General features: G+C 45.9%; 10 protein-coding genes. 7 read left to right on the top strand and 3 right to left on the bottom strand.

Translation table 11 applies throughout. From position 1 onward, the window contains the following. Positions 1-13: 13 nt before the first annotated feature. Positions 14-1,645 carry a DUF5689 domain-containing protein gene (locus tag FSB84_RS23390; RefSeq protein WP_225979871.1) on the top strand — a complete coding sequence of 544 codons (1,632 nt, stop codon included), beginning with the start codon at positions 14-16 and terminating at the stop codon, positions 1,643-1,645. A gap of 85 nt (positions 1,646-1,730) precedes the next feature. Here FSB84_RS23390 and msrA read toward each other — a convergent pair whose 3' ends face one another. From msrA to FSB84_RS23375, 3 genes are all read right to left on the bottom strand, one after another. Continuing rightward, positions 1,731-2,231: a peptide-methionine (S)-S-oxide reductase MsrA gene (gene msrA, locus FSB84_RS23385; protein ID WP_130540279.1), complete on the bottom strand. Its 501-nt coding sequence runs from the start codon at positions 2,229-2,231 to the stop codon at positions 1,731-1,733. Between the two features lie 95 nt (positions 2,232-2,326). Continuing rightward, entirely contained in the window at positions 2,327-3,493 is a 1,167-nt protein-coding gene (locus FSB84_RS23380; protein ID WP_130540278.1) for a hypothetical protein, read from the bottom strand. After that, positions 3,477-4,793, bottom strand: coding sequence for a DUF4407 domain-containing protein (locus FSB84_RS23375; RefSeq protein ID WP_130540277.1), 1,317 nt, complete (start codon positions 4,791-4,793; stop codon positions 3,477-3,479). Before FSB84_RS23375 ends, FSB84_RS23380 begins: the two co-directional genes overlap by 17 nt. A gap of 227 nt (positions 4,794-5,020) precedes the next feature. Here FSB84_RS23375 and FSB84_RS23370 point away from each other — a divergent pair, with 227 nt between their 5' ends. The 6 genes from FSB84_RS23370 (at position 5,021) to FSB84_RS23345 (ending at position 13,815) form a co-directional block, all read left to right on the top strand. Then, complete coding sequence (locus FSB84_RS23370; protein WP_158644081.1) at positions 5,021-5,584, top strand: RNA polymerase sigma factor; 564 nt, start codon at positions 5,021-5,023, stop codon at positions 5,582-5,584. A gap of 67 nt (positions 5,585-5,651) precedes the next feature. Then, the gene (locus FSB84_RS23365; RefSeq protein WP_130540275.1) at positions 5,652-6,794 is read left to right on the top strand and encodes a FecR family protein; all 1,143 of its coding nucleotides are present in this window, start codon (positions 5,652-5,654) and stop codon (positions 6,792-6,794) included. 110 nt (positions 6,795-6,904) lie between these two features. Then, the gene (locus FSB84_RS23360; RefSeq protein ID WP_130540274.1) at positions 6,905-10,567 is read left to right on the top strand and encodes a SusC/RagA family TonB-linked outer membrane protein; all 3,663 of its coding nucleotides are present in this window, start codon (positions 6,905-6,907) and stop codon (positions 10,565-10,567) included. Positions 10,568-10,577: 10 nt separating this feature from the next. Then, entirely contained in the window at positions 10,578-12,086 is a 1,509-nt protein-coding gene (locus FSB84_RS23355; protein WP_158644080.1) for a RagB/SusD family nutrient uptake outer membrane protein, read from the top strand. A 34-nt stretch (positions 12,087-12,120) separates the two neighbouring features. Next, on the top strand, positions 12,121-13,086 hold the full coding sequence (locus FSB84_RS23350) for a hypothetical protein (RefSeq protein ID WP_130540272.1): 966 nt from the start codon (positions 12,121-12,123) through the stop codon (positions 13,084-13,086). Positions 13,087-13,122: 36 nt separating this feature from the next. After that, a complete protein-coding gene (locus FSB84_RS23345; RefSeq protein WP_130540271.1) occupies positions 13,123-13,815 on the top strand; it encodes an RNA polymerase sigma factor in 693 nt (230 codons plus the stop codon). Positions 13,816-13,888: the final 73 nt, after the last annotated feature.

Here is a 13,888-nt window from a genome sequence, read left to right as displayed (position 1 = left end):
AAAAATCATGACGATGAAATGCTTCTTATATATTTTCTCCATTGCGATAAGCATTACCATTATTGGTAGTTGCAATAAAGAGACCTACGAGAATTACCCCGGCGGCGTGCCGTTTGAAATCGTGTCAGTGCTGGACATTCGTCCGATTTACAAGGGAAAGGATGTTGCGCTTACGAAAGAGACTGTTTATGGCGCCACCAAAATTGCTGTAGTGGTGATCTCCGAACATGAAACTGGAAATCTGCCTGAAGGCTTGCTGATAGTGCAGGATAGCCGTCGACTGGCAACCTTACGGGGCATCTCAATTGAGCTTGGCGCTGCCGCCGAAAAATATCATCCCGGTGATTCCCTTGTGATCGATATCAATAGCGGCATGCTCACCCGTAAGAATGGTATCCTCACTATTACGGGACTAACGGAGTCGCATATCCATCCTGCCGGAAAAGGTGTGGTGGATATCAACGCGGTTACAGTAGCGCAGTTGCAGGCAAATCCCAACAATTATGAAAGCTCTCTTTGCATCGTCAATAAGTCAAGCTTCAATCCCGCTCCCCTGCCAGGTGAAGTGATCAGTGGCTCCAAAAAGATCAATGATGGTTTTGGTGATCTCGATCTGTATACTGATCCTGCAGTGGACTATGCCAACAATACGCCATTCAGTCTTGCTGCATATGTTGGCATTCCCTTCATGACTTCTGAAGATAAAGTTACACTCAGAACAAGGAACGGGGATGATATCGTGAACATGGGCTCTTCCGTGCAGGATCTCCTCATCTCCGGATTCCAGAGCGATCCAAAGGGCGGGGACGGAGGACAGGAATATGTTCAAATGCTCGCCACAAAGGATATTGATTTTGCAGCCACTCCTTACTGTATCGTTTTCTGCGTCAATTCAGGAGGAGCCAGCTCTGCTACCCTGCTCGATGCCGGATGGGCCACGGGCGGACAGCGTACCATCAAATATGATATCAATACAGGCAGCGTTCAAAAAGGACAGTTCTTCTATTTCGGATTCCAGGGTAAGAAGATCAATGGCTCTGCAGGCACTTATGCATTCCCTGCTTCCACCAACTGGTACCAGAAAACTTACCTGACCAGTGGCAACAATGCTGTAACCGGCAGTACGCTTCCTAATCTTGGAGACGGAGGCCTGGTGCATACCAGTGAATTCGGTACTTCCGGCCCTTTCCCCAACAATGGAAACTCCTGTGGCCTGGCTATATTCAAGGGAACTACTATTACCGAAACATCAGTTCCGGAGGATGTATTGTTTATTGCAACCGGTGGTAGTGCCGCTATCTTCGATCCCGCGAAAGATCCAATATTAGGTTACCGGATCTGTAACAACGACTGGTACTCCATGTACTCAGTAAGCATCGATCCCAATACCTATAAGCCTGTAATTGTTCCTTACCTGCATTATCGTTCCGCAGGCAATACCAACAATATGCCTTATCCTATCAATGAAAAATATCCCGTAGCTCCTACTGATGCAGGACTATACAATATGATGGGAGGAGTATACAATATTACACTGGGGCGCTGGACAACTGCGCGTAAACAAGTGGTGGTGGAACTGGTACAAACCGCTGCTACCATCGATACACTGGAAAAACATATCAGCGTAACAAAATTGGTAGAGTAAAGAATACTCATCTAAAAGAAAACAGGACAAAGGGAATATTCCTCTTGTCCTGTTTTCCTTTTATATAATATTTATGTTAACGCTATCACTCCGCTGTTTTCAATTTCCATTCCGGGCGGACAAAGTGGCAAGTATATCCGTAAGGATGTTTTTGCAGGTAATCCTGGTGTTCTTCTTCTGCATCCCAGAAATCTGAAACCGCTGTAACTTCTGTAACGATGGGCTTTTTGTAAACATTGGCGGCGGTCAGTTCTGCTATCAGTTCCGTTGCCGTTTGCTTCTGCTCATCATTCAGATAGAAGATGGCTGAACGATAGGATGTGCCGATATCATTTCCCTGGCGGTTCAAAGTAGTGGGATCGTGAAGCGTGAAGAAGAATTCAAGGATCTGCCGGTAACTGATCCGGTTTGGATCGAATTCTATTCTTATTGCTTCTGCATGCGTTCCGTGGTTGCGATAGGTTGCATTGGGAACGTCGCCTCCTGTATAACCTACCCTGGTTTTGATCACTCCGGGAAGGGCGCGAATCAGCTCTTCAACTCCCCAGAAACAACCACCAGCCAGTACTGCCATTTGATTTGTCATATTCCCTTGTTTTATTTCTTAAGAAGCATCTTTCGTGCCATTGCAGTTTGGGTTGACAGTTTAGCATGTTGCCTGTCAGAACCACATTCTTTGGATCATTTGTACCATTCGCTCCGCTTCTTGAATTTCCTGGCCCTTTCATAATTGTCCTTAAAAGACACCGACAGCTTTTCCATGTACAGTGAGCTGTCTGCATAAATGGCTGCACTGGCCCTTTTGCTGATCCCCTGGTAAAAGCTCAGGGAAGATTGATAGATCTCCGTTCTCAATTGTTGCAGGTCTTCAGCCCTGTCTCGCATAGCATACAGAAACTTGAATATTTTTATTACCACAAATACCTGACCTATGACCGGGATAAAGGTGCCGGCATATTCCATCAATTCATGAAGGATATAATCTGCCGATTCGCCTCCGATAACATCGCTCAGGATATGTGCAATATCATCGGCCGTCATGCCGGCCGCCATCAGGCCGGCGATGGTCATATCGTTGTCCTGCTTCTCTTTCGATAAGAGGTTTTGGAAAGACAGGTCGGGTATTTGTTTCAGTATGGAATCTATTTCAAATGCGATATCTGCCGCATCCAGGTCGAATTCAGCGGTGACTGGTCCTTCTCCTTTATTGTTCCTGAAATGAGTGAAGGAAGCGAATAAAGCATTAGAGCGGATCTTTTTCAGCAGGTCATTTCTAAGCTCGCTCAGGCAGTTCCTGTGTTGCCCTGTCAGATAAGATTCGATGGCCGGGATATTGGCAAACTGCCTGAATACAGATGAGATCATGGCTTTCTGCCCTTCCACATTGTTTTTCACTTTATCGAAACCACGGAGTGTTTCCTCCGTGATATGGCTGTTGATCTTTTCCTGCAAAGTACTGATCAGATCATTGAAGTAATCCCTGACATTATCCCTGTGTGTGTTTACGATATGATTGAATGCTTCTGACCTCCTGTAGTTATTGACTATTTCATAGGCAAGCGCATATGCTTTCTCGTTGTATTCGGCTGTGCGGTAGGTGTGGATGCCTTCTGTTTTGTATTTTTTTCGTTTGTACAGCAGCTTTAAGATGCCGATGGTCAACAGTAGTAAAAAAGCTGTTCCCGAAAGTAATGAAAATCGCTCCTTGCCAGTCCAATAATCATTGGCGGTTTTCACATCCGTTGAGAAATTGAATGCCAGCCAGATAATAGCGATCAGACTAAGGAATATGCCGATCACTTTATCTTCCAGCAAGCGGAGGGATAGTTCTCTAACTTTGTTTATCATTGATGGGTTCTTCGCTGTTATACAATTCTTTGAGGTTGCTGACGAAATTTTCATAAGAAACAGCAAGAGCTGCTATCGCTTTCTTTCTTAACTCCTGGTCCAATATAGTTCTTTCCAGTAGCGATTTTTCCTTTTCAAAGCTTTCTGCCGCCTGCTGGTTGATGGTGAGGTAGAAGCCGAGGTCTTCTGCTATATTGGTCATGCTGCGTTTCCTCAGCATATTGTTGATCCGGAGATCTTCCTCCATACGGGCCTTGAGCATATTCTTCACAGCCAAACTATGCTTGTCGTTTTGATTCAGGCCGATGGTCTTTTTATTGTTTTGATGGCAGAGTACCACATAACTATCGGACTTCCTTTTCAGGGATGATTTCAGAAGCAGCGGGATCAGTTCGATGCAGAATAAAAGAATGCGCAGGGCCCAGATGCTGATCAGTAAATTCAATTCTTTGGAAGACAGGTCATGCAATGCATTCATCTGGCCCGTTAAGCCAACAGCCTTATTCGCATTGATATCGTTTTTCAGTTTTGTAATGAGTTGTACCAGGGAATCCTGCTCTGCGGATTTCTTTTTCCTGAAATCCTCAAAGAATGTTTTCTGTTCGTTGGCGCGATCCTTTATGGCCCGCCACACTTCCCTTGTTCCTCTTGGTGAGCCTGATGATCCATTGGCTTCGGCTACAGCGGCATCTTCATTATTATCCCATTTCTCTTTTTCTTTCGCGATAGCAGTATCGATGGCTGCAATGGCAAGCTCCAGCGGTCTTTTCTGATCTGCGAACTGTTCCTTTTTGCTTTTTGCAAGCTGTTCTTTTATTTCATCGTCAAAGATCCTGATGCAAAGTGGTTCAGCCATTACACAGCCGAGGACTATGCTGATGATGATCCGGCCAGCATAGAAGGTCCTGGTCCTTCTTCCTGCACCTTTGCTCAGGTTTTCTGTTCCCACTGTAACAGGATCGCCTTCGATCTCCGGGTTCTGGGCAATAATGCTTCTGTCGATCATAAGAATGATCAGGGCCCAGAAGATCCCTGCTATCCAGCTGTAGCCTGAGTTTTCGAAAAGAATGGAAAATGCATATGACGAAGAGAAAAAAGCTACCATGGCAGGTATGCACAGCAGACCACCTAAAATTGCATAACGGGTAGCCAGGTCCGGAGAACATTGCCGGATAGTTCTGAGATCGGTACCGGACAGGTAAAGAAAAAATTGCTTCCAGTATGATAAGGTTATTGCTTTGGCCCGGGGTTTTGCTTCTTTCGATTTTATTACCGGGAACTCTGATGTTTCGATTTGCATTTAGTCTTGGTTATTTTTCCGGTGCAGGCGATCCACCCCGCTCATAACGTTATGAAAATAACGTGTTCTGTTTAACGTATCATCCGTGTTTACACCTTTTCTGATGAATACTGGAAATTAATTATAAATTTTATATGTTCAAAGGCTCATTTGCTTTCCCTATATTTGAAATACCAAGACCTGTCCTACTACCTAAACACTATCGTAACTCTTATAGAGGACTCCCCTTGCAGGTCTATCAAACATATAGCGAAGAGCAATTATTAGCACTCCTGAAAGATGGCGACCAGCTTGCATTTGAGCAGATCTACTCACGTTACTGGAAAAAACTCTTCACACTGGCTTTCCATAAATTACAATCGAAGCATGATGCGGAAGATATCGTCCATGATATTTTTGCCAGCATCTGGTTGCGCAGGGCTGAGCTCGATATCAAATCACTCGAAGCCTACCTGGCTGTTGCTGTAAAGTATAAGATCCTGGAATACATCAACAAGTCCATGCAGCATGTGCCGGTTTCGGAGGACTCGCATGAAAACCTCGCCACTATCCTGCCTTCCGATCAACTGGATGCGCGGATACTTGCTTCCCTGCTCAGTCAGAAGATCCATCAACTCCCGGAAAAATGCCGCATTGTATTTGAGCAAAGCCGCCTGGAGGGGAAATCGAACCCTGAGATTGCGCGGGACCTGAATATTTCCCGCAAGACCGTTGAAAAGCATATCAGTACTGCATTACGGCAGCTCCGTCTCAACCTGAAGGACTTCTTCTCCGCCTTCTTTTCTTTCTGATTCAAAAAAAATGGAAAAATAAACAGCTCCCCGGGTAGGGAGGTAACAATTTATTCATACTATAATAATGATGACCCAGGAACAATTGAACATACTGATCAGGAAATATCTTTCCGGCACTGCCACAACAGAGGAAATGAAATCATTGGAACAATGGTACCAGGATTATGACCGTAACCTGGAAGTGTATGTAGGCAATGAGGAAGAAGGATCCGAACAGGAGCTGCATGATAAGATACTCAGCAGGCTGCGAACTACCCTGCATGCTACGCTACCTGCCAGAGTAACGCCCATGTGGAAGAAGCTTGCAGCAGCCGCTTCCATTGTGGCCCTGGTCTCTGCCGGAGGATGGTATCTTATGCATGACCGTTCCAACGATTCAACACAGGTTGCGTCGCAAACCGGCACCAATCCTGGCTTTGAACAAGCCATCCTCACCACATCCGATGGCAGAAAGATCCAGCTGGGCAAGAACAGTCATCAACCTATCAATGAAAAAAATGGTGTGTTGATCAGTAATGATGGCCACCAGTTATCCTATACCTCTTCTTCAACGGGTAATTCCGTTTTCTTCAACACGCTGGAAGTTCCACGCAAAGGTGTGTACAGCCTTGTACTGGCGGATGGGACCAAAGTGTGGTTGAACTCCTTATCCTCTCTCACCTATCCTACCTCATTTCCCGGCAGGGAAAGAAGGGTTTCCATCAAAGGCGAAGCTTATTTCGAGATCGCTAAAAATCCCAGGCAACCGTTTGTTGTTGATGTGGAAGGCGGCCAGGCGATCGAAGTGCTCGGTACCAGCTTTAACGTAAATGCTTATACGAATGAAGAACAGATCAGCACAACCCTCCTGGAAGGCGCTGTTCGCGTAAAAGCCGGTGATCAGCAACAAATGCTGGCGCCCGGACAGGAAGCGCAATTCAGCTTATCCGGAAGAGCACTGCAGGTTAGGCAGGTTGCTGACCCCAATGATGTGATCGCCTGGAAAAACGGATTCTTCGTTTGCAATGGCAAAGACCTGAAGGCAATCCTCCGGCAGGTAACCCGCTGGTATGATATCGAAGTGGTTTACCAGGGCAATATCAATCCGGAAGCATTTGAAGGCACTATCAGCCGCAACATGAACCTGTCCGAATTGTTGAGCATGCTTGAGATCACCGGGGTTAAATTCTCATTCCAGGGCAGGCAGCTGACAGTATTACCACAATAACACATTGATCAATCATTCAGGTACCTTTTATCAGAACGAGGTACAGCGCGCAGCCCAGGTTGCCGATGGCTACCTATTAACCAAAACTTTCAGAGAAAACTGATTTATTTATGACCCTCAGAACTGCATTATTGATCATGGCGCTGCTTGTTGGCGCAACAGGTTTCTCGCAGTCTATTTCCATCAGCAGAAAGGATGTTTCACTGAGTTCCGTGCTGAAGGAAATAGAAAAGCAAACAGATTTCAGGTTCTTTTACAAGCAGCAATTGTTGAGGAACACAGGCAAGGTCACCATCGATGTGAAGAATGCTTCCATTGAATCGGTACTGGCGCATTGTTTCAGCAACCAACCGATCCTCTACAAAGTATTAAGTAATAAACAGATCGTGCTATCGCCCAAACCGGCTGCTGAAAAGGCTTCGCCTGAAAGCGATGCTGAACCGGACAATACAAACCCCGGACTGATCAGGGTTTCAGGATTCGTATTCGGTACCAATGGCCAGCCGCTTTCCAATGCAACCATCAAAGTGAGAGGTAAGAATATACAAACACTGAGTGATGAGAAAGGTGCATTTTCTATCATGGCTAACCCGGACGGTCACCTGCAGATCAGTTATGTAGGGCACAACAGTGTTCAGGAAAAAGTGAAGGCCGGCGGTGGTCTTATCATTAAGCTGGAACCCAATGCAGTGCTGGAAGATGCAGTAGTATATAACGGGTATCAGAAGATCAAACAGAAATACCTGACCGGTTCTGTTACCTCCCTGAGAATGGATTCAATCATTCAGCCTGGTTTGAATACAGTAGATAAAATGCTGGAAGGCCGTGTGCCCGGTATGATGTTCATGCAAAATTCCGGGCAGGCGGGCGCTGCACCAAAATTACGGATCAGGGGCACCAACACTTACCTCGGTTCGAGAGAACCATTGTGGGTAGTGGACGGTATCATTCGCACCAATCCCTTCCCTATTCCTGCGGAAAGGATCAATGATCCGGATTTCGTGAACCTGCTGGGCAATGCCATTTCCGGATTAAATCCTTACGACATCGAGCAGATAGATGTATTGAAAGATGCAACTGCCGCTGCCCTGTATGGCGTAAGAGCGGCCAATGGCGTGATCGTGATCACCACCAAAAGAGGAAAACCAGGCCCTCCCACTGTTACCTACAATGTAACAGGAACCTACACACGAAGACCCAGGTATACAGACAGATCCGTTTACATGATGGATTCCCGTGAGCGCATAGATGTATCCCGTGAAATGATCGAAAAACAATTGCCATTTCGGGGAGGAGCGCTGGAAGCTTATGAAAAAGATATTATTGACTATTATGCCGGCCGGACAGATTATGAGACATTCAAAAAAAACGTAGACAGGGCTGAATCCATGAATACAGACTGGCTGGGCAATACGATGCGCGATGTATTTGCCACCAATCACTCGCTAAGTGTTTCGGGTGGTACCGGTTCCGCCTCTTATCGCGCTTCTGTTGGCTACCAAAATGAACCGGGAGTCATCAAAAAGGAAAGCAACGACCGGTATACAGGTATGCTGAACCTTCAAATGAATTACAGGAAATTCAAAGTCGAGTTCAACGTTCAGCTCAACAAAGAAAAAAGAAGATATACACCTTCAGAGATTGGCCTGCTCAATTATGCCTATGGTACCAGCCGGGCCATCCCGCTGTACAATGAAGATGGATCGCCCTATTTCTATTCAACCATTGGCTCCGGCACCGGTGATGCGCCCCAATATTTCAAAGACTTCAAAACGATGAATATCCTGCATGAAATGGATCATACCATGCAGAGAGCCGAAAGCAATGAATACAACGCCAGCATAGACCTCAGTTATGAAATTGCCAAAGGGATCCAGTTCCGGTCCACGCTCGCATACACCGGTGGCAATTCCAGTCAGGATATCTGGTTTGAAGAAAATACAGACTGGGCCAGCCAGCTCAGACAAAATGCATACGATCACAAACTGAAAATATTCGATCCGAGACTTGATCCGATGCCATTCGGAGGAGAGCTTCGCGCACAACAGGTCAGGAGGCAGAACTATATCATCAATGGCCGTCTAAATTTCAGAAGGTTCCTCGATCAGCAAAATAAACACCAGCTCACTGTAGAAGTGGCTGCCGAATTACTTTCCAACCGGGTCAACTCAACTTCAGCCATCAGCAGGGGATATTACCCGGAGCGTGGACATAGTTTCGCTCAGATAGACCTGGTCAAGTATCCGGACTATCGCAACTGGTTATCTAACAATAGCGATCCCGAGATCATAGAGAGCATTCAAAATTCAGTTCGTCCTTATCTCACTACCAGCTATATTTTTAACGACCGCTATGTGATCACTGCCACTACCGGTCAGGAATTTTCGAATTCATTCGGTTCACGAAGCAATGAAAAATTCCTTCCCACCTGGGCGCTGTCTGGCAGATGGAATGTGCATGAAGACTTACTTCGTAATGTATCCTGGGTAGACATGGCGGCACTGCGCTTATCTTTCGGTACACGCGGGAATATGCTCCCCGGTCAAACACCTTATACTATTATCAGGAAAGGAAATGCCAGTACTTTTTACAATGCCTATACTTCCACAACTGTATCATTTCCTAACCCTGACCTGGCCTGGGAAAAAACACAGGATTACAATGGCTCGCTTGATTTCACCATACTGAAAGGAAGGATCAATGGCTCACTGGGTTACTTCTACAGCAAAACCACCAATGCATTCCTTGAAAAGAAAGTAACTGGTGTGAATGGAGCTCCGGGAAATACTTACGTGGTGAATGGAGGAACATTGGAAAACCAGGGTGTGGAACTGAGCCTGAACTTCAAGTTCATCGACAATCTGGGCGCCGGAAATAAAAGATTCATGTGGCGCTTCGATCCGCAACTGGGACAGGTATTCAACAGGCTGATCAATAGCAATATCAACAGCCGCAATGTTATGATCGACGCAGCCACGCTCAACTTCCAGGATTATTTGAGTGGCAAAGTACCCCTCACCGGGAAAGCTGTAAACACTTTTTATTCTTATCGCTTTAAAGGTCTCGATCCGGAATATGGCTTCCCTGTTTTTTATGGCGCTGAACCGGAAAATAAAGAGGAGCTCCTTGCACAATATATCAAGATGACGAAGGACCAGGTTTTCAGTACAGTAATGGTGGAGTCTGGAAGAAGGGAACCTGTACTGCAGGGCGGTATCAACAACTCCTTCGTTTACGGGAACTGGACGCTCAATATAACGTTCACCTATAGTGTAGGCAACAAGATCAGGTTGCTGCAGATCGCATCAGGTAACTACGGCACTTTCAGGCCGAGTTCACAACAGAACCTGCGCAAAGAATTTACTGAAAGATGGCGTTATCCCGGGGATGAGAAATTCACCAATATCCCGGCCATACAGGGAGCCACCAGCTTTCCACTTCAATATGATCAATTTGCCTGGTGGAGGGGAGTCCCTAATCAGATGACCATATTTGCTACAGACTACTATCAGATGTATGATTTCTCAGACCTGCGGGTGGTGAAAGGAGATTACCTCAAACTCCAGTATGTTTCATTAAGCTACCGCTTCTCCAATGAAATCTGCAGGAAATTGAGCTGCAAGGGAGCTATCGTAAATCTCAGCGGCAGCAACCTTCACACATTTGCTCATAAAGCGCTTCGTGGCCAGGACCCTTCCCAGACTGGCTCCTCCCCTAATATCAATCTTTCAATCAGACCGGTATATGCCATCAACCTCAATATCAGTTTCTAAATCCATCACTATGCAATCACACAATACCATAACATGGATCCTTTTGCTTTGCATATTGTTTGTATGTACTTCATCCTGCAAAAAATTTCTGGCTACCTATTCACAGAACAACAGCTTTATTGAATCGGCCAATGATCTGGATGAATTGCTGGTTGGAGAGGTATATGCAGATTATCAGAAGTTCTCCAATCCTGAAATACTGCACGTAATGGATGATGATTTGCTGGCCGTTGTACCCGTCAGGTCCAACAGGATGCCCGATGAAACCGGGTTTCATTACTGGCAGGCACAGCCCCGTATCAATACCGAAGGAGAACTTGCCGTTACCGACAGATTTTTTAATGACTTGTACAGCAGGATTGCCCGGATCAATTCCATACTTCATAATGTTCCATTATTGCAGGAAAAAGGTGAACCTGCCGCTACTTTGAAAAGAATATCCGGAGAAGCTTTTTTTCTGAGAGCATATTACTACTTCATGCTGGTGAATACTTATGGGAAGCCCTTTAAGCCTGCAACGGCCTCCACTGATTTTGGCGTTCCGCTGAAAACAGAGGCTGCCATCAAAGACCAGTTCGCTACCCGCAGCACAACCAAACAGGTATATGATCAGATCATAGCAGATCTGCTGGAAGCAGAGAAAGCATTGGCCGGCGCCAATGAAGCCTCCACCATTCGCGTTAACCAGGCAGCAGCGCAGGCATTGCTCAGCAGGGTTTATCTCTACATGGAAAATTATGAGCGGGCCATTTATTATGCTGACCAGGTGATCAATACCGGTACTTACCGTTTGAAAGACCTGAACGTACACATGGCAGGGACAGATTTTCTCACCAGGAATGCTGAAGAAGTGATATTCACGATGGGATCCGGCGCGGTGGTGCCCCATCTTATGGCATTGAGATATGATGTTGCTCCACTACCTGCCTACAAAGCATCTGAAAACCTTATCCTCGGCTATTCCCCGGGAGATCTGCGACTGCAGGCTTTCTTTCACAGGAACAGCAGAGGAGAAATGAGAGGGGCAAAAAAGAGAGCAACACCCGACGCATCGGTTGATGATGTGGGTGATATGTTCCTGCTGCGTTTGTCTGAAGTTTTTCTGAACAAGGCAGAAGCACTGGCCGCCCTTGATCGCCCCGGGGAAGCCCGCAACATTTTGCAGGAATTCAGAAAAACACGCTTCAAGCCATCAGAGCTTCCTCCGGTAAATGCAACAGGAGCCGCACTCGTCAACACTATCCGTGATGAACGCAGGCTGGAACTTTGTTTTGAAACACACCGCTGGTTCGATCTCCGCCGTTATGCAGTGAACAGTAAATACCCGTTCAGCAAATCCATTATACATCGTTCCGTAGTATTCTCCGGAAACGAATACATAGACAATGGTTATTATGAACTCGGGCCCTATGAACAGGATGCTGCAGCCTATATTGTTCCCATCGCAAACGATGAGATAGAATTCAACAATGGACTGCTGACCAATGAACCAAGGCCCGCCCGTCCGCTGAAACAATAACCGGCTCTATCATTCATTTCAATTGCACTGTAACATGAAACTATACAATCGTCAGAAACCTGCAACATTGATACTGAGCTGCTGTCTGCTGGCCGGCTTATTGTTCACTGTTAGTTGCCGCAAGGAAAAATCACCTGCGCCGAGCAATGAGGACAAGAATTATTTCGTCATTGAAGACAATCCCAATGACCCCGTTGATCATTCGATCTATACATTCTTTAAAAACACTGGCATTGCCACTTTCTATAATGATTCCATTTACAAAAAACGGGTCAGCAAAGAAGGAGAAACACCTGCCCGTTATGCCTATATAAAACTGTCGCTGAATTATTCTCCGGTTGGTAGTGCGAATGTTTTCTCGAAGCCGCTTACATCAAGGAACAATATCCAGCCCCTGCTACAATTGATGGAAACCGAGATGGTCCCTAAACTTCCATCGGCAGGCATTATCCCCAGCATCTATCTGCTCGATTCATTTTCATATAACCAGGTCGGGAAGATCCAGATCTTTCATGGCATCACTTCAATCAGTGGATTCAATACCGTTGGTATTAAAGTAGAGGATGTGGGAACGATGAATGAAGAAGAAAGAAAAATGTATGCAGCATCCCTTCTGGCGGGGATCGCAGTAAGAAGGATCACAGACGGCTATGGTAGTCAGTTGCAAAAGGAATTCTTCAGCCTATCGAGGGAGGCCACAAGAGCTATCATTCCGGTGGATATCTATTCAGGATATGTGTGGCTGCTTATCCTGGCTCCCGGCATGGAACCTTCGCCAAAGGATATCGGTTTCCTTTTTTATCCAATATTCGATTTTCCGCTGGGAGATTACCCCAATATGCCGCTGGAGACGGAAGATCTCAGAGCTTTTCTTACAGCAGTATTCTACTATACGCCGCAGGAGTTTACTGATCTGCATCCCAACGAAACCCTGGTGCTGAAAAAGTTTGGCATCATCAGGAATATCGCCAAAGAAGCAGGTTTCAAAATACCGGATTAAATACAGCGCTGAAACCACAACGGATAAATATCTGCCATGACAATTTCCATGCAATACAAACCTGTACCTGGGCTGTTGCAGGAATATCCCTGTGAGGATGTTCCTGAACAGTTTTTTCATTTCCAGTTCACCAGCATCGTGGATGACTGGACCCCACACCTTCAATACACTGCCTGGCAGATCACCAGGAACCAACAGGTAGCAGAAGATATCGTACAGGAAGCATTCCTGGCATTATGGGAACAAAGGGCAAAGATCATCCCGGAAAACCCGGTGGGATGGCTGATCAGGGTTGTAGCCAATCTGTCTGCCAGGCACCTCAGGCATAAGAATGTAAAACTTCGCATATACAAGGCATTGAGTGAAGAAAAAAATATTGCCAGCTTCGAAGTGGAAGAATACATCACCGGAAAAGAAAAGCATATCCTGCTGAAAAACATTTTCAATCAGCTGCCTGCCCGGCAGCAGCTGGTGCTGCACCTCAGTAAGGAAAAAGGCTGGAAGCGGGCAGAGATCGCTGCCTGCTTGCAGCTCTCACCCAATACCGTGAGAATGCATTTACACCGCGCCATGCAATACATGAAAGAAAATTTCACCTGCATTGCCATCTTCCTGCTATTCTTTATCTGCAACATTATTTTTTTCAGAAAGAGTAGTACAAACGAAACCGTCAGGGAATTATTTATGAAGACGCACCTGAGCAGTCTGACGCCGCCACCAATTCAATAAAAAATAATCACGGTCTGTATTCGGACAGGTTGATACAACAGATAGTATCGATCAGGAAATCTTATGTCCTTTT

Origin of the sequence: Pseudobacter ginsenosidimutans, assembly GCF_007970185.1 — a bacterium.
Lineage (GTDB): Bacteria > Bacteroidota > Bacteroidia > Chitinophagales > Chitinophagaceae > Pseudobacter > Pseudobacter ginsenosidimutans.
Note: the sequence above shows the minus strand (reverse complement) of the source record. Positions and strands in the feature narration are given on the sequence as shown.